Consider the following 18,351-nt stretch of genomic DNA (forward strand, 5'->3'; position numbering starts at 1 on the left):
TTGCTCACTGTACTACCTGCTCGTTAAATACTGTCAGTGACCAGCGACGCTCGCCACGTTTCAACGTCACACTGCTGTCATTGATCGCGCTAATAACATACCCATTAATGGATTGCCCTGCGGTTAGGCTGCGCCCATTCATCACTGCCGAACAGCGGTTGTCACTGCTACACAAAATGGCGTTTAAGTTCGGTAAACGTTGCGTGGTAGCTTTCTTCGCCTGACTCGGCGCTTGATAGCCTAATGGCGCGGTCGGATCGTTATCCGCAAACACCAAAAACGGCATCATACTCATGGCAAATAACACGGCCAGTTTATTCAGCACTTTCACTCGCACCTCCAATAAACACGGCGCTTTCGCCCAAGGTATAAACCTGCACTGTCACTTCAGCCCAAGGGTACTCAGTGACGCGATAATTGATCCCCTTCCAGTAGTATTTCACCGGTAGGTTTTCCAGCGCTGTCAGGTATTCCACAATGTCGAAATAGCGCCCTTTAAGCGTCATTTCGATTGGGTGAATAAAATAACCGGCATCTTCGATGTGTGTCAGTTGCTCGGCAGGCCGTGACGCCATTGAAAGGAGCGTGAGACGATCCGATTGATTGAGCACACTTTCCATCAAAGACGCCATTTGATCGGCATTGACTAAGCCTTCCACTTTGTCTGCCATGCGCTGGTCTAAATCAACAAGCTGTTGTGACAATTGAGCAAGCTTTTGTTCAAGCTCGACGCTTGGTGAAACGCTCAGTTTTTCTTGTTTAAGCCGGTTCAGTGTCAGTAAATCTTGAGTGCTTTGCTGCTGCTGCGTGATTTGATGGCCGATCTGAGTCAGCGTCTTGGTCATGGGCTCAAGAAATAACAGTGTACCCATGGCGATAATTGCGCCCCAACCCGCCAATGCAATCAGCCATTGTTCACGGCCAGAGAGACCGTCGAAGCCCTGCTTGATGCGTTCAATCAATGGATTCATCACAACGCTTCCCCTTTCTCGCGCTTAGAGGTCAAGCTAAACGACAAGCGATTACTTTCATCACGGGTCAATGCCATCTGCTCAAACACGCGGCCGGCAAGTGGTGGTTGGGTTTGAAAGCTTTGAAGCCACGCTGGCACAGACGAAGGGGTGGCTGCCAACCCTTTCACATCCAATGCATCTTGGCTAATCGCAATGTCTGACACTGAGATATCTCGGCGCGACACATCGGACAGCGCACGAAATACCGACGCATAACCTTGCTGCAAAGCAACATCATGTTGGCGAACGGCTTCCAGTGCCTTGCGTTTCGCCGCAATCGCTTCTTCAGTGCGGTTGACGTCATTGACCAAATTCAACGAAGGAACATGAAGCATGAGTTGCTCATTCAACTGATTGGATAGCGACTCTGCCGTGCTTTGCTCCTGAGTGGCAATACTCAGCATCTTGTCAGATTGTGCCAATTGCCAATGTTGGTAAGCGGCCACTAACACGATGAGAAGCCCTGTCAGCCCCCACGTCACCAACATCTTCTCGAACGTCAGCAAGGCTCCGCGAGGCGTAAGATCATCACTAAATAGATTAATGTCAGGCGAGCATTCTCGACTCAGCGCCGCTAATGCAATGTGCTGGTGATGTTCGCCAGAATCAAACAAGGTTTGTGGACGAACGGCGACGGTAAGCCTTGAGGAAAGCTGGAATGCCAGCTCGGTATCATCGATACCCTGAACACCGACGACCAAGCCACTGACTTGCGCACTTTTAAGCTGTGAGCGTAAGTAATCGAGAGAGCGCTGAATTTCCAGCGCCAGATCGTCAACCGCCAATGGTGGCAGCTGTTGACCTTCAAATATCACGCCGCGAACTTGGCGCTGAAAGCACAACTTGCCTTGGTCAAACACGGCGAGTTGGAGCATGCCATGACCATCACGGGTCAGCACCATTTCGGTTTTATCCAGCTGCGTCCACTGGCGTAACACCACATCTTCCAATGAAACATTGGCTAGTTGGCACTGGCGTTTTTCTAGTGCGTGACTGAGCTGAATTAAGGGTGATTTATGACAAACAAACGCTTGATAACGGTTAGCGATAGGGGAGGAAAATCCGTCAGCGACAATATCGGACGGAGAATCAGAAATGAAATCTTTGAGCTTAAACGGCAACGCTGCACGTTTGTCTTCATCGGACAATTGCGGGTCATCAATCAGCAAAGTTTGATAGAGCCCATGCCCTAGCACCAGATGAATATCTGACTTGGTGATCTCATGCCGCTTCAGCAGCTGTAATGCAGCCGTCCAAGGATCAGATTGCGTGATGGGCTGGCAATCAACTTGCGCACTCCCATCAACACGAAAGCCAATAACAACCTGACTGGCAGATACAACAAGGCTAACAACATTTCGCTGCCTTGATGAAGAAAAACGCGCAAGAAGAGTGGGAACGGCCATTTACGACTAATAAATACTCAAAGCTATTGAATGAATGATTGCAAATTAAATCTTGAAATACAGCATACTCTATCAAATTTCCCGTCAAAAAATAAGTCTATGTTCGACAGTTTTATGACACTAATGAGTGGTTTATAAACAATCTTCGAGCGGGGTCATTTTTTGCGCCAGCGTTGACGCTTCAATGTTACCGGATTGCCAGACAATTCCGCTCCAAACAAGCGACCTTGTCCACCTTGAACGCCTAGCTGTAACAACACATTCCATTCAGACTCAGACTCGACGCCAACAGCCAAAACTTCAGTTGGTGTTGGCTCACAAGCACCCAGCATACTGCGAACGTAAAGCTGGTTCTCTGGGCGTTGATGAATATCTCGGATCAGGCTTCGATGAAGCTTGATGTACTTGGGTTGAATATCTTTAACGTAGTGGGTACTTACCACTGAACGTCCGGCTTGATCGACGACCAATGGGCACCCCAGTGCACGAACTATTCGCAATGTGGGACGAACAGCATCAAAGTGCTTCACCAGTGGCCCTTCTGATACTTCAAATTGCATACGGTTCAGTACGCTTCGTGGTGTTTGTAGCAAGGTGTCCCGAAGCCAGATCTGGAAGGCACGTTGGCGCAAAGAATCGGCGCAGATATTCAACGACAAGACTTCACGGCCATCACCATTACGCAATTGATGTAGCGTCTTACTCACCACACTGCGATCAAGCATTGTGTTCATTCCAACCAATTCAATGCCATTCAAAAAACGAGACGCTTTAATCACCAAACCATTTTCGTCTTTGATACGGGCAAGCAATTCTGTGTGAAGTAATTCTCCCTGCGTATTTTGCACCACTTGTCGATAGAGCTCAGGGCCACCGTTTTCAAACACTCGACCTAACAGTGTTCTCCAGCGAACACTGCCGCGCGCCTCGTCAGCGACCACATCTTTTTTAAATTCATGCCAGCCGTTACTGCGTTGCAGCACCGCACTGCGCTTGGCCATATCCGCTTCTTCCATCAGGCGTCCACGTCGTTCACCTGTGCTGAAAAATGTCATGCCCATATGCGCCCAGTTATCCTCTTCCAAGGTATCTGGTGGCGATAATCGCTCTAGCGCTTTCATCAGTTGATTGGCAAAAAGACGCGCATCTTTCGCAGATTGATGAGTCAGCAAAATGGCAAATTCCGTGTCGTAATAACGCGCCAGTATGGCATCAGGAAAACGTTGAATGGCATTGGACAACACATTGCCCACCTCTTTAACCCATTCATCCGCCCCCGATTTTCCGACATCTTGATTCAATACATCCCAATCGCCAATTCGAAGCATCAATACCGCGCCTTGCGCGCCTTTATCTTGCAATAGCGTTTGCAGGCGGTTATCAAACATCACACGGTTTGCCGCGCCTGTAAGCTTATCCAAAAAGGTATTACTGCGAATAAAGGTGTCAAATCGGCTTCGTTCTTGTCGCGCATCGCGCAGTTCAACAATCATCTGATCCAGCGCGATGCTTGCCGTCGATGGCCACTCTCTGTCATCGCCGGTTTGCACATCTTCGGCTCGCCCAGCCAAAATGAGTCGCCCTCGATGTTCAAGCAATTCAGCACCAAGTAACTGCGTACGCAACCATTTAATCCCCCACATCAGCGCGATCACAATGACCAATACGGCAAGTGATAGCGAGGACATTGCGCCAATGGAGTAGGCAAAATCCGCATAGGGGGGAACGGATTTTATCGTAATAAAAAAGCCAGGGTTACTGGGTAAGTCATAGCGGTTTTCAATCAACTCAAGCGGTTTAACCGCCGTTTGGATCTGCTCATAGCGATAGAGCATCCCTGTCTTACTGCTGATTTCCAGTTCGACAACGTCACTCGCCTTTAATAACTGAGGCAACCACAAGCCAATGTTTTCATTGGAGTTGGGATCTGCAATCGCTTGGTCAATTTCGACCACCACTTTCCCGAGATAATGGGAAAGAAAATCCGTGCCCAGTTTACGAAAACTGACTGCACCGCCAATAAACAAAACAAACATGGCGCAAACAACGATTAACGTAACAAAAACGACCAAACGATTGGTCAGCTTCATCCCTGCAACTTTTCGCATTCGATATCCAACTAAAGGAACGTACGGCTTACTGTTCAGTAATTTTAAAGGCTTAGCGCTTTTTTACGCCGAGTAATTGGCTATTATACCCAAACAACCTCAAGATGCAGGATTCAGAGCCTCCCATCACGTTTAAATTGAGGTTGTTTGGGTATATCTGTCGCTATCAAGAAGCGAAAGTGAACACAAACTCAAAACACAATGGAAGCAATCATTAGATGGATTGGATTACCTGCGCCAAAAGCTACATCACCGTTGTTGAGATGGGTTCGTTGGCACAAGCCGCAACCAAGCTCAACACGTCCAGCTCTGCGTTATCAAAGCGTCTGGCATGGCTAGAAAACCAACTTGGGGTGCAACTACTAAAACGCACCACACGCAACCTCACCATGACGGATGCGGGCCGTTTGTTTTACCAGCGAGGAAAGCTGTTACTCGATGATTGGACACAGTTGGTGTCAGAAACCACTTCAACCTATGGTGAAGTCAGTGGGGTACTGCGCATTGGCGCACCACTGGCAACGGGCAGTCGATTGCTGGTTAACAACATCGGGGAATTTCTCGCCACCTACCCCAATATTCAAGTTGAGCTACACACGCTTGCTCCCGGCCAGTTACCCGACCCAAATCTGGACATAGTGATCACCCGCGAACTCGCGGATTTTAATTCATCAAGCTTCATTGCCACCAAATTGTTTGATTTCCAGCCACGATTTTTTGCATCACCTACCTATCTCGCTCAACATCCACCGATCATTGAGCCCGAGCAACTGCTCCACCATAATTGCTTGCTGTACGGCTCAACAAGCCACCCGCAAGAGCATGAATTTGAACATGGTCGTCGACTACGTTTAAGCGGCAACTTTGTCTCGCCAAATCCAGAAGCGCTTGTTAACGCCGCCGTCGCTGGACTTGGCATTATTTTGGTGGGCGATGTCACCATCCGAAAAGAACTCGACCAAGGTTTACTCGTTCCCGTGCTGTCCGAAGTACGCCAGCCCAAAAGCCCTGCCTACGCGTATTATCCCAAACTGGAATACAACCACACCAAAACGCGATTGTTTATCGATTTTCTCAAGCAAAAAGTGGTGCATTGACCAAGAAATATCAGCACACGTCGCTGCCGCTGTGTCGACTTAGCACTTAATCGCGTGCCGCTCGTCGCGAGTGCCATTTACGTATGTGCTATTTTCGCGCATTGGTTGGCGCGATTAACTGCGCCTCACCCACTCGGTGTTGGAGAATATAGTAACCCGCGAGTGCTGGAGAGCCATTGACAGGAACACCCAGTTTTTCCACATCAAGCGCATAAACCGTGATTTGATAATTGTGCGGTGATGCTTTGGGCGGCGGACATGCACCACCAAAACCGTGGAAGCCAAAGTCATTACGCTGCATTTGCGCACCCGCTGGCATCAGTGCACCACCTTCGTCACCTGCATTCAGCTGCAGCTGATGAACGTCTGCTGGGATGTTTATCATCGACCAATGCCACCAGCCGCTACCTGTCGGTGCATCCGGATCATACATGGTGACCGCAAAACTTTTGGTTCCTTCTGGAATATCTGTCCACCTAAGTTCGGGGGATTTGTTATCGCCTTCGCAGCCCCATTGATTGAATATCTGCTGTGTTTTTAGCGTTTCACCTTCAACAACCTGAGGGCTAGTTAAGGTTAGCGCTGACGCTCCCATCGATACCAACGCCATTGTCAGGGCGATGCCTAATCCATTTCGTCTCGCTTTATTCATCGTATTCACTCCGATTAATGAATGCACGTTAGAGTGATCGAAGTATCGTAGCGATGCATATGGATAAATGACTCATACCTAATACTTGTTGCACTTAATTTGCCAATCCATAGAAACAAAAACTGCAATATTTTTTCTTGGGGTGATGAGAGCCATTCACCATCAAATATCGTCAATACGCCATCGGCCACATATCACACATGCAGAGACAATTAAATGAATCAATGTCACATAAATACCAAAAACCTATAGTGGCTAATTTTTTTCATAGTTAAATAGCGAAAAATCAGGATGTTATCGGTTTCTGACGTTCTGTTTTTATGGGTTTTCTGTGCCTGCTGCTTTATGGGTGTTGAAAACTCATAGCTAGGCGCCGTTGCCATGCCAAATAAGCAATTGATATTTAACACATTACCGTAACAGCGTGACTCAGGGATATGTCGCCTAGAACGATAGAAAGGATGATTCATCAAAGCAGTTCATTACACGCGCTATTGATAAAAAACAAACTTGCCTGAAAAGGCGATTAATTAACTGAGAAGCGAAATTTTGAGAACATTGAATAGAATAACCATCGCACTGGCAGGTGTGATGTTTAGTGGTTATTTGCATGCTGCCGATGCATCGAACGTCTCAACGTTTGTTCCGGGCGAAACCAAAGTCCAAAATGGCGAGATGGTTTCTTATGGTGGCGAGTGTTTTGTCGCTAAAAACAATCCAGGGGTATGGGAAACGCCAAACTCGAATTCATGGTTCTGGGATGTTGCGGAATGTTCAGGCGAACCGACTCCTGATCCGGAGCCTGAACCGGAGCCAGAACCGGAGCCGGAGCCAGAGCCAGAACCAGAGCCTGATTTAGGCGATATTATTCCTTTCATCCCAGGCCAGACTCAGGTCAAAAATGGTGATGTTGTTTCATACGACGGCCAGTGCTTTGTCGCCAAGAACAATCCGGGCGTTTGGGAGGCGCCGACAGCAAGTTCTTGGTTTTGGGATGTAACCGAGTGTTCAGCCGAGCCAGGTGAACCTGAGCCAGAACCAACTGAGCTGTCTATTTTGTCTCCCGTTTCAGGCCAACGCCTAAACGTGGGTGAGATGGTTATGATCAACTCACGTATCAATGGTAACCAGGCAGCTAGCGCAGAATTTTGGGCCAATAACCAAAAGATTGCTACTACACCCATCGCTCAAAACCAGACGACTTACACGCAAGGCTGGACACCAAGCGAAGCGGGTAGCGTAACCATCAAAGTGGTCGTGCTCGATAAGAACAGCCAACCTCTTCAACAGCAGACAGTTAACGTAACCGTACAAGCGGACGTGGAAGAAGATTTCACCGCCCCTATGGTTAGCTTTGTCACGCCAGCTAACGGCTCAGTGTTTAAAGAATCCGAGACCGTGTCTATCACTCTGAGTGCTTCTGACGTTGACAATGACCTCGCTAAACTGGTGGTACAAGCTAACAATCAACAAATCTGTGCGTTCGATGCGACAACCACTCAAGCGTTTGCCTGTCAGTGGCAACCAACGCAAGTTGGCAGCTTTACGCTGACTGCAATCGCGACAGATGCGCTGAACCTGTCTGCATCAGCGCGTGTGAAATTCTCGGTTGAAGAAGATGCTGTGGAGCCACCTCCACCGGTTACACCACCAGGTAGCCTGTGTGAAGATTTCAATGTTTACCCAGACTGGACACGTGGTGACCACGCGACAGGCGGTGACATTATGGTTCACAACAACATCGCGTACTCCGCGATTTACTGGACAAAATCATTGCCAGGTAGTGACGCTTCGTGGGCGCTTCACCTGAACTGTGACGGTACAGAGCCGGGTACATCACCACTGCTTTCGCTCCAAAACCCATTAGACCCTCTCCGCCTTGAAGTGGCCGGTTGGCCAAATACCTTGGTGGCTGCAAGCCCATCCACGGAGGCACCAGCAACACTGACTATCGACACCACCAACAGCGATGCGTTGGCGGATGCACAAGCGCTAACCCACGCATTTGTGTCTTTGATTGATCAGGCAGAACAAGCAGGTACGTCTTCAATCATCATTCGCAGTGATGTGCTTGATATCGCGTCCAAAGATAAAGGCGCAGCACTTGGCACGGTGGCAGTGAAAGAAGCACTGACCCACGCGGTTGAGATGACCAGCAGCCCGATCGATTTAGACGCGATAAACGCCTTGAGCAATGATGTGAAAGGCTGGGCGCAAGCACACAACCTGATCATCTCTTCACTGGCGCCGCAAGCGACTTTCGGTTGGTCTCTGAATATCGGCGACTTCGCTTACGATGCGCACTCAGGTCGCCAGTCAGTATGGGATAAGGCGTCAGTCTTCACCGCTGATCTGCTGGACAATTTCGAGCTGTACAAAGCAGAATCGGCAAACAGAGGAGACTTCGTTGTCTTCACCAAATCTGCGGCAACCGATGCGCTAACTGCGGATCAGTGGCACTATGCGCTGGAGTACGTGAAACAAGTTACCGATTACGTAAAAGCACCTGCGATGCTGGCAAACATGCCAACCGAGCAAACCGCAGGCTACTTCATGGGCAACAGCCAAGGTAAACCACAGCTTCGTAAAGCCGCGTTCAACAACGTGTTTGCGATTCTGTTTGATAAAGACGCTTCCGATCTATCAAACAAGATTGACCGCTACCAAGATACGAAAGTGCCCCTGTACTATGTTGGCGAAGAGTTGGAAAAAGGTGCCCTGACACGTATTGAAGCGCTAAATCAGCAACTCACTAACGCCGAAAACGTGATGGACAATGAGGCATTCTTGTACGAAACACCGCAATCACAGTGGGTTCCATCGACTGTGTACAAGTGGAATGACTTCCTTGATGGCATGAACGCGATGCATAACATCGGTGTGGCGGGTAATAAGTTGTGGCTAATGGATGACGCGGTTGATGATGAAACCAACATCAAGTACGCGAAAGTCGCAATTGCAGCCTTCCTTGCACAAAGCATGCAGGAAACCATCCGCTACAACGCGTGTGACGAGAACAACTGGTCTGAAGTGAAATATGGCGCACCCGCAGATTATCCAATGTCTGCAAGCTGTGGTCAGTTAGGGCAAAAGTACGCTGACTACGGCGTAAACCCAATTTCCGGTCTGGACTATGCGTACTCTTGCCCTCGAGACAGCAAAATGGAAGTGAGCGCACTGACCCACGCAAGATGGTACGGCGCACCAGCCCCTGTGTTCGCAGCACCTGATTCGGTCCTCAAAGAACGTGGCCTATTGGTAAACGGTGCTGTTGGTCGTTGGACAAATAACGGGCACTGTAACGGTGGCCCGAACGAGACCATCGACAACTCTAAGCAAGTTTGGGAACGTGACGAGTGTAAAGTCTATGAAGGCCAGAAAGCTGGTAGCTTCATTTGGGATGGCAGCAGCGAAGAAAGCGTTGAAGGTTGTGGTTGGTGGGGCCGTGGCGTCATCCAAACTACGGGTCGTCAGAACTTCGGTACGCTGAACCATTATCTGGGACGTTCACACGTTGATCCAGAAACTATCGGTCAAACCATTGACGGTGTCACCGTTGAAGCGCCACCGGCAAATCCTCTGTACGCCGATCTGGATTTCTGTTCAAACCCAGGCTTGATTTGTAGCTCAGAAGAGAACAAAGAGATTAAGTGGATTGCTGGTCTTTTCTACTGGGTGACCTCCGTACAGGCTTACAACGACGAAGGCGGTCAATACGGTGACTGGAACTACTATAACGAACTGAAAAAGTATGTTGATGGTGGTCTGAGTGGTTCACAATTTATTGATGACGTTTCTGGCATCGTTAACCGTGGCTGCCCAGATTTAACCTGTTCAACCGGCGATGTTCACAATGTGAAAGAGCGCCGCGAGAACTTCAAACTGGTGATGGAAAAGCTGGGCCTTGACCCTCGCTAAGGTGTATTGATTCATACATGATCTGACAGTTACTCACTTTTGTCGGTGCTGTCAGATTATATCTGGGTTCGATTCTTTTCTTCCCAGATAGTTTTCTCATCATCAAGTGCTTCCAGCGCTACCCTGCCATTGCAGTTTTTTGCCCCGATGAGTCCATTTTGTGTTGTCGTCATCCTCCCTCTCGCCCTGATCTTTTTGTCGCTCATCTACTACCAACCAGAGTCAGTAAGCGGTCATAAATTTGCGCAGGAAAAATCGTCAAGAGCAAGGAGAGAATACAGCAAGTGGTTATTCACACTTTCAAAAATGTACCAATAAAAAAACCCAGCATTACTGCTGGGTTATCACGATTCTTCTAAAGGATTACCGATAAAGTTTACACTTCTCAGTTATACGTGAGCTAGAAGGGAATATCGTCATCAAAATCAGGCATTTCGTTGTATTGCTGAGGCGCCTGTTGCGGAGCCTGCTGAGGGGCTTTTTGTTGCGCAGGCTGCTGATACGCGGGCTGCTGCGGCTGTCCCCAATTGCCTTGCTGAGGGTTTTGTTGCGCAGGCTGACCTTGACCCATGCCACCACCGGCACGGCTGTCTAGCATCTGCATTTCGTTCGCAACAATCTCAGTTGTGTAACGGTCTTGACCGTCTTGGCCTTGCCATTTGCGCGTTTGCAAACGGCCTTCCAAATACACTTTTGACCCTTTTTTCAGATACTCACCAGCGATTTCAGCTAAACGACGGTACATCACCACACGGTGCCATTCGGTCATTTCTTTATTTTCACCAGTGCTCTTGTCGCGCCACGTTTCTGAGGTCGCAACAGTCAGATTGGCAACCGCACCGCCATTTGGCAGATAGCGAACTTCAGGATCGTTGCCCAAGTTGCCAATCAAAATTACTTTGTTTACACCACGGCTGGCCATATTTTGCTCCCAAACCTTCATCATTGCGTCATCAGTTACATTGCGCCACGGAGTGCGCAGATGACAATTCAACGGCGATGATAACAGAAGCCAGAACATTGTTCACAGGCTTTCAATTGAAACTTAGAAGACCACTCAGTCCCAACGCAACATGATGAAAACCTCACTTTAAAGATGAAATACAGGAGACAGAAATCAGCGATACAAACTAATTTGTATTAGACTAACAAAGAGTTTGTGATAGTTGCTGCAGAAAAAGCTCAGTCTGAGAGTTCTAAAAATGATACGAATAGCTTTCCGATTGCGCTTTAGAATGCTGCGAAATGCGTTTTTTAATCTGTTACCTTGATATAGCGAGGCAAAACGCAACGTCATCATCAAAAGCATTTAGGGATACACATGCAGAACATTGAGACCACCTCTGACAAATACACGATTCTCCTTGTCTCCGAAGCAAGCATGACGATCACTGCGTTAATTTCATGCCTTGAGAAGGAAATCAAGAGTAGTGTATCTCTGGTAGAGAAGCAGACCATCAGCGAAAAGCTCGCTACCTCTTCAGGTCTGGTCTTGATCGATTTGAGCGCTTTTGAGGGCGATACGGTCAATTTTGTTAAACAGAGCCTTTCTCCTTTCAGCGAGCAGCATGTCTTTGCACTGTTCAATGCTCATGATTTGTCTGCTAAAGAACTGGCCAGCTGGCCGTTTATCAAAGGCGTATTTAAGAAAGAAGACGACCTTGAACACCTTTGCCACGGCATTGAAAAAATGTTGTCTGGTGAATATTGGCTGCCAAGACAAAAACTTGCTGAGCTCATTCATTACTACCAACAGAACAACAACAACGCCATCGACTATTCGGAAATCTGCCTGACTAACCGAGAGCAGCAAATTCTGCGCAAACTCGTGACAGGCGCATCCAACAGCGAAATTGCGGATGGCCTTTTCGTATCAGAACACACTGTCAAATCGCATTTATATAATATTTTCAAAAAGATAAATGTAAAAAACCGCGTGCAGGCGGTGTTTTGGGCTAAAAACAATTTGTCAGTGATTGGATTAGATTACCAAGGCTAACCCATTGAGGCCTTTCTTCTTTATAAGTAAACGCTCATGTATCGTCATGAGTGAGACACTTACCTAAGCGGTTTTGCACCATAGTTAGAATTGCAAAGCATAGGTAAGCTACATCTAATAATTCCTCATAATCCGCTTACCTCGCTGGTGTTTGCACTGATGCGAGGACTTTTTGTTATGTCGCAGTTCGCATCCCATCTATTCGTTTAAGGCTTAGGTATATTCAAAAACATAAATAGAGGGTTAGCATTATGGCTATTATTGATGGTACTGCATATGCAGAACTACTCAGTGGTTCAAGTGAAAGTGACATTGTTATAGGCTACGGCGAGAATGATGTTATCGTCGGTAACGGCGGAGATGATGCCGTTTTTGGTGGCAGAGGAAACGACGTTATAACAGGTGGTGCAGGTAACGATTTTGTCAGTGGTGGTATTGGTGATGATGTCGTTGGTGGTGGCAGTGGTGATGACATCCTGTATGGCGGTGAAGGTAATGACTTGCTGCTCGGCGGGATCGGTGACGATCTGGTATTTGCCGGATATGGCAACAATGTTCTCTTTGGCGGCGACGGTGATGATTGGCTAGTGTCCGGCACGGGTAACGATTTCCTTGTTGGTGGAGCAGGTGCAGATACGTTCCTGTTTGATAACATTCTTGGTACGCAAACAGGCAGTGATCGTGTTGTTGATTTTGAAATCGGCGTCGATACGATCTTTATCAGAGCGACGGGTGATACCGACTTTGCTTCCTTGTCGATCACGCAAGTTGGTGCCAATACCATGGTTGATTTGGTTGATGGGTCAAGCTTCATTATGAATGGCATTACTGCCACAGATCTCTCCGCCAGTGATTTCCATATCGTTTAACACGATGAAATAAGATTTATATATCCAATGGGCAATTTAGCACCTTGTGTTAATTGCCCTTTTATTATTGTTGTGCCTCCCGTCTCATTGCCCCAACGTCCCGTCCCACAAATCACATTCTCCTTAAAACCCATGCCGCCAATAAATTGACGAAATAAAGCATTTGTTTGCGATGGGCTTAAACTAAAAAAATCGCATGTTACACAAAAACATCAGCCACATATGCAGCATGTCACATATAGGTTACATAATGTACCAATCACCACCAATTCATATCATATTGATAACAATTGCAAAACGTCGGTAAGCAATAGCGCATTGCTTCTAATAATCCACTTACCTCGTTGATGTCTGCAACCAGTAAGTGGGCTGCAACCTGAATGTCGTAGATCGCATCCCACCTTTACGTTTTATGGCTTAGGTATATTCAAATATAAGGGTTGATACTGTGAATGAAATTAATGGAACTGCGGATTCTGAAGCGCTGAGTGGAACCAGTCAGGATGATTCCATCACTGGCTTTGGTGGTGATGACGTCATTGTGGGCAACGGTGGCGATGATTTCGTTTTTGGTGGTCGAGGTGATGACAATATCACTGGTGGTGCTGGTAACGATTTTGTTAGCGGTGGCATTGGCGACGATCGTGTCGGCGGTGGCAGCGGCGATGACATCCTATATGGCGGCGAAGGTAATGACATTGTATTAGGTGGTATTGGCAACGACAAACTGTATGCAGTGTCGGGCAATGACAAGCTATTTGGTGGTGATGGTGATGACTGGCTAGTCAGTGGCATCGACAACGATTTCTTGGTTGGTGGCGCGGGTGCTGATGTGTTTCTATTTGACAACATCATGGGGACACAAACAGGCAATGATCGCGTTGTTGACTTTGAGATTGGTATCGACACTCTCTTTATCAGAGCAACCGGTGACGTAGATTTCGCGTCTCTCTCGATCACCCAAGTGGGTAATAACACTTTGGTCGATTTGGCTGACGGTTCAAGCTTTGTCCTCAACGGCATTACTGCGACAGACCTCTCCGCAAGCGATTTCCATATCGTTTAATCGCTCCAAGATTCAAATTCTTACGGGCAATATTGCATTTAGCGTATTGCCCTATTTAAGTTAGCCAAATCCCTTTTATTAATTGATATTTATCGAATTTCATGAGGAAAATTGTCTGTGTTCCTTGGATACCCGATAGCGTTCTCTCATAGTTACTCACTAGTGAGACATTATCCTTTTCATAAGTACGTCAGAGTATAGCGTTATTTTTTTGGCAAGATCATCGAACCAGATATTCAGGTTGCCGAAAACGGCGAGTTGGCGAGATGCTTGTCAACAAAGCAACATGACAAAGGTACTTAGTCGTTTTAAAAGGAAGCAGTAATGGCAAACATTAATGGAACAGCAACTACAGATACATTGGATGGAACCAGTGACACAGATGTGATCAATGGATTAGGCGGCGATGACCGCATCATTGGTTATGGTGGCGACGATACGATATTTGGCGGTAGCGGCAATGATTTCCTGATTGGCGGTGCTGGTAACGATTTTATCAGTGGTGGAACAGGGGATGATTTCATTGGCGGCGGTAGCGGTGATGACACCTTATACGGCGGGGAAGGAAATGACGATCTTCTCGGTGGAACGGGTAATGACGCGCTTTACGGAAATTCAGGCAATAACCGATTGTTTGGCGGTGACGGCGATGATTGGCTTGTCAGTGGATCAGGGAACGACTTTCTGATTGGCGGCGAAGGAGCAGACACCTTCCTATTCGACAATATCCTCAATACACACACTGGCAATGACCGCGTGGTGGATTTTGAAATTGGTATCGACACAATCTTTATCCGTGCGACTGGCGACACTGACTTTGGTTCACTTGACCTTTCTCAAGTGGGCAACAATACCTTGATCAGTTTGGCAGACGGTTCAAGCGTGATACTTAACAATATCTCAGTCGGCGATCTCTCTGCCGACGACTTTCAAATCGTCTGATTTAAGCAAGCTATACTCAAGGCAATCAGTGCATATGCTGGTTGCCTTTTTTAGGGTTATTTAAGCATTCGCTTCGTTGCAGTATAAAAAAAACAAAGTGATTTGAAATCATTGGAAACGACATGTCTCTTTCTACAGAAAAACAGCTTCAAAAAACCATCGAGCAATGTAAAAAAGCCATGGTATTTGTCATCGCTTTCAGTTTTGTCATCAATATTCTGGTGCTGAGCGTCCCTATTTATATGCTTCAAATCTATGATCGCGTCATCAGCTCTCGATCAATAGACACATTATTATTGCTCACCATGATTACGGTTTTTGCTCTGCTCACCATGGCGATACTGGAAAACGTTCGAACCCGAATCATGGTCCGAATTGGGGCTTGGTTTGATCAAAGCCTATCGCCAGATATTCTAAGCGGCAGCATTGCGCTGCAGCTTAGGCAGGGTCTTTCAGCGTCGGTCCAAAGCCTGAGAGATATTGCCGCGATTAGATCTTTCATTGGCGGCAACGCCGTAATTCCGGCCTTAGATGCGCCTTGGACGCCGGTTTTCTTGGCCTTTGTTTTTCTCTTGCATCCATTACTCGGCATCATTGCAACTGGCGGTGCTATTCTGTTGTTTGCTATCGCAATTATTAATGACGCAACGACGCGAAAAGCCCATAAAAGTGCCAACGAATCCGCCATTCTCGCGATGCAACAAGCAGAGTCAGCAGCAAGAAACGCGGACGCAATTGAAGCAATGGGCATCATGCCGAACTTCATTAAGAACTGGTCAGAACTCAATAACAAAAGTATTGATAGCCAAGTCAGCGCAAACTCCAAGGGCGCGCTGCTGACTGCCACATCTAAGTTCATCCGAATGCTGCTACAAATTGCAATGCTGGGTGTGGGGGCTTGGCTAGTCATTGAAAACGAACTGACCGCAGGCGCCATGATTGCAGGTTCCATTTTAATGGCACGCGCATTAGCACCCGTTGAGCAATCCATTAGTGCATGGGGCACTGCCGTCTCGGCGAGACAAAGCTACCAGCGTTTGAAAGACCAAATTCCAGCATTTCCAGAGCGGGCTAAATCAATGCCTTTACCTAAGCCACAGGGCATGATGTCGGTTGAAAAAGTCACCTACTTCCATCCAGGTCAACCAGAGCCAGTTCTGCACGGCATCACATTCAAGCTCAATGCTGGTGATGCACTTGGAATTATTGGCCCATCTGGTACAGGGAAATCTACACTTGCACGTCTCATGCTCGGTAACTTGACCGCAACTGCCGGCACAATCCGTCTGGACAACATGGACGTGGCCAAATGGGACCCTGATGATCTGGGCCCGCATTGTGGTTATCTCCCTCAGGACGTAGAGCTTTTCCCCGGTACGATTCGCCAGAACATAGCTCGCATGTCAGAAGGTGAACCTGAGCTTGTCATTCAAGCCGCAAAGCTCGCAGGCTGTCATGAACTCATTTTGCGCCAACGCCAAGGTTACGACACTGTTGTCGGCGAGCGAGGACTTGGATTGTCAGGCGGTGAGCGCCAGCGCGTCGCACTTGCCAGAGCCCTTTACGGCGACCCAAGCCTGGTGATCCTCGATGAAGCCAATGCCAACCTTGACGGTGTAGGAGAGGTCGCACTGCAACGCGCCATCGCTTACCTTAAATCCCGCAAGGCCACTGTCATTTTAGTGGGACACCGACCCAGCATGATGCAATCCATGGATAAGCTACTTGTTCTGCAAGATAGCCAAATTCGCGCCTTCGGCGAACGTGATGAAGTCCTCAAGCCGCTCATGGAGCAAAGCGCCGCTATTGCTTCCAATAAAGGAGGAAAACAGTAATGGGCATCCCTGCAATTCGTCAACTCGCCCTTTTCGGTTTCGGTATCATCGCTTTGTTTTTTGGCACCTTTGGTGTTTGGTCTGTATTTAGCCCACTCGAAGGGGCCTCTATTGCGCCCGGCATAGTGACCGTTGATAGCCAACGTAAAACAGTGCAACACCTTGAAGGTGGCATTATTGATAAAATCATGGTCACAGAAGGAGCAAGTGTAGAGAGAGGTCAAACGCTGATCTTGCTTGATGACACCCAAGCACGTGGTCAATTGGAGCAATATAACAGTCGTCAGCGCAATGCATTAGCCCGAGAAGCAAGATTGATCGCCGAACGCGATAACCTCCAAACCATCACGTTTAACGAAAAACTTGAGTCGAACAAGCAAGATCCTCGTGTAGAAGAAATTCTCACCAATCAGCGACGGATATTTAAAGCCAGAAATGATTTCTATGCCTCACAACAGGAAGTCCTCAAAACGCAACTCGCGCAGAATCGCGCAGAATTGGAAGGACAGAAAGAACGCTTAGGAATTGAAAAACGCCGACTCGCGATCATTGGCGAAGAAATTGCGGGTAACCGAACGCTGGCGGAAAAAGGCTATGTAAGTAAGACCCAAGTGTTGCGTTTAGAACGTGAAGAAAGCCAGATACTAAGTACGATTAGTCAATTGCAATCCAATGCTAGCCGTTTTGCTCAAAATGTTGCGGAAAGTCAGGCCCAACTAAAAGAGCAAGAACTGGAACGCATCAAAGAGGTCGTGGAAGAGCTACGCGAAACTCGCCAAGAGCGTTACGAACTTGATGAGCAACTTGTAACAGCACAAGATATTCTTAATCGGACAAAAATTGTCGCGCCGCTGTCAGGTACTGTATTAAATCTTCAGGTGTACTCGGAAGAAGGTGTTATTTCACCCGGTCAACCGCTACTCGACATCGTGCCTAACAATGAAAGTTTGATGATAGAAGCACGTGTTGACCCTTCTGATATCGACCAGGTTCGCGCTGGCATGAAAGCACAAATCCGTCTAACGGCCTTGAGCATGCGCAGTATCAAGCCCCTCAACGGCGAGCTACTGACTATTTCTGCAGATAGACTTATCGATGAGCAATCCGGATTGGCTTATTACCTCGCGCGGGTGAAACTCATCGACAACGTGAACGAACTTCTCAACGGCATCGTCCTTTATCCCGGCATGCAAGCTGAAGTCATGCTGCTTACTGAACCTCGCACTCCGATAGAATATTTAGCCAAACCTCTGACAGAGAGCCTCAATCGCGCATTTCGTGAAGAGTGATCTTAATCATAAAGCCTCAGTCTTAATTAATACTTAAGACTGAGGTTGATTACTTATTACTAAAAAAGAATGAAGATATTGAAATGCTTTTTACGTTGAATATCTCACTATCGAAGCAAGTCACTTCAATTTGCGTGATCCAAATCACTTACTATGC

At 47.5% G+C, this 18,351-nt stretch carries 14 protein-coding genes; 8 read left to right on the plus strand and 6 right to left on the minus strand.

Features of this window, described 5'->3' with window-relative positions; all coding sequences use genetic code 11:
• Positions 1–4: 4 nt before the first annotated feature.
• From AB8599_RS14065 to csrD, 4 genes are all read right to left on the minus strand, one after another.
• Entirely contained in the window at positions 5–331 is a 327-nt protein-coding gene (locus AB8599_RS14065; RefSeq protein ID WP_407331519.1) for an MSHA biogenesis protein MshK, read from the minus strand.
• Positions 315–971 (minus strand): type 4a pilus biogenesis protein PilO, encoded by a 657-nt coding sequence (gene pilO, locus AB8599_RS14070; protein ID WP_407331520.1) that lies wholly within the window; start codon positions 969–971, stop codon positions 315–317. The genes AB8599_RS14065 and pilO overlap by 17 nt, the downstream gene beginning before the upstream one ends.
• Positions 971–2,419, minus strand: coding sequence for an MSHA biogenesis protein MshI (locus AB8599_RS14075; protein ID WP_407331521.1), 1,449 nt, complete (start codon positions 2,417–2,419; stop codon positions 971–973). The genes pilO and AB8599_RS14075 overlap by 1 nt, the downstream gene beginning before the upstream one ends.
• Positions 2,420–2,574: 155 nt before the next feature.
• On the minus strand, positions 2,575–4,527 hold the full coding sequence (csrD, locus tag AB8599_RS14080) for an RNase E specificity factor CsrD (RefSeq protein ID WP_407331522.1): 1,953 nt from the start codon (positions 4,525–4,527) through the stop codon (positions 2,575–2,577).
• A gap of 218 nt (positions 4,528–4,745) precedes the next feature.
• Here csrD and AB8599_RS14085 point away from each other — a divergent pair, with 218 nt between their 5' ends.
• On the plus strand, positions 4,746–5,624 hold the full coding sequence (locus AB8599_RS14085; protein WP_407331523.1) for a LysR family transcriptional regulator: 879 nt from the start codon (positions 4,746–4,748) through the stop codon (positions 5,622–5,624).
• A gap of 88 nt (positions 5,625–5,712) precedes the next feature.
• Here AB8599_RS14085 and AB8599_RS14090 read toward each other — a convergent pair whose 3' ends face one another.
• Positions 5,713–6,276: a YbhB/YbcL family Raf kinase inhibitor-like protein gene (locus tag AB8599_RS14090; RefSeq protein WP_407331524.1), complete on the minus strand. Its 564-nt coding sequence runs from the start codon at positions 6,274–6,276 to the stop codon at positions 5,713–5,715.
• Positions 6,277–6,825: 549 nt separating this feature from the next.
• Here AB8599_RS14090 and AB8599_RS14095 point away from each other — a divergent pair.
• Positions 6,826–10,194: an Ig-like domain-containing protein gene (locus AB8599_RS14095; protein WP_407331526.1), complete on the plus strand. Its 3,369-nt coding sequence runs from the start codon at positions 6,826–6,828 to the stop codon at positions 10,192–10,194.
• Positions 10,195–10,594: 400 nt separating this feature from the next.
• On the opposite strand, the gene AB8599_RS14100 is transcribed toward AB8599_RS14095, so the two are convergent.
• Positions 10,595–11,116, minus strand: a complete 522-nt coding sequence (locus AB8599_RS14100; RefSeq protein WP_407331527.1) for a single-stranded DNA-binding protein — start codon at positions 11,114–11,116, stop codon at positions 10,595–10,597.
• 399 nt (positions 11,117–11,515) lie between these two features.
• Between AB8599_RS14100 and AB8599_RS14105 the strand changes: the two genes are divergently transcribed.
• The 6 genes from AB8599_RS14105 to AB8599_RS14130 all read left to right on the plus strand — a co-directional run bounded on the left by AB8599_RS14105 (position 11,516) and on the right by AB8599_RS14130 (position 18,194).
• Positions 11,516–12,193, plus strand: coding sequence for a LuxR C-terminal-related transcriptional regulator (locus AB8599_RS14105; RefSeq protein WP_407331528.1), 678 nt, complete (start codon positions 11,516–11,518; stop codon positions 12,191–12,193).
• Positions 12,194–12,444: 251 nt separating this feature from the next.
• The gene (locus tag AB8599_RS14110) at positions 12,445–13,062 is read left to right on the plus strand and encodes a calcium-binding protein (RefSeq protein WP_407331529.1); all 618 of its coding nucleotides are present in this window, start codon (positions 12,445–12,447) and stop codon (positions 13,060–13,062) included.
• 448 nt (positions 13,063–13,510) lie between these two features.
• Entirely contained in the window at positions 13,511–14,128 is a 618-nt protein-coding gene (locus AB8599_RS14115) for a calcium-binding protein (RefSeq protein ID WP_407331530.1), read from the plus strand.
• A 324-nt stretch (positions 14,129–14,452) separates the two neighbouring features.
• On the plus strand, positions 14,453–15,070 hold the full coding sequence (locus AB8599_RS14120) for a calcium-binding protein (RefSeq protein ID WP_407331531.1): 618 nt from the start codon (positions 14,453–14,455) through the stop codon (positions 15,068–15,070).
• Positions 15,071–15,192: 122 nt separating this feature from the next.
• Positions 15,193–16,905: a type I secretion system permease/ATPase gene (locus AB8599_RS14125; protein WP_407331532.1), complete on the plus strand. Its 1,713-nt coding sequence runs from the start codon at positions 15,193–15,195 to the stop codon at positions 16,903–16,905.
• Positions 16,905–18,194: an HlyD family type I secretion periplasmic adaptor subunit gene (locus AB8599_RS14130; RefSeq protein ID WP_407331533.1), complete on the plus strand. Its 1,290-nt coding sequence runs from the start codon at positions 16,905–16,907 to the stop codon at positions 18,192–18,194. The genes AB8599_RS14125 and AB8599_RS14130 overlap by 1 nt, the downstream gene beginning before the upstream one ends.
• Positions 18,195–18,351: the final 157 nt, after the last annotated feature.

This window comes from Enterovibrio litoreus (assembly GCF_045679545.1).
Classification (GTDB): Bacteria; Pseudomonadota; Gammaproteobacteria; order Enterobacterales; family Vibrionaceae; genus Enterovibrio.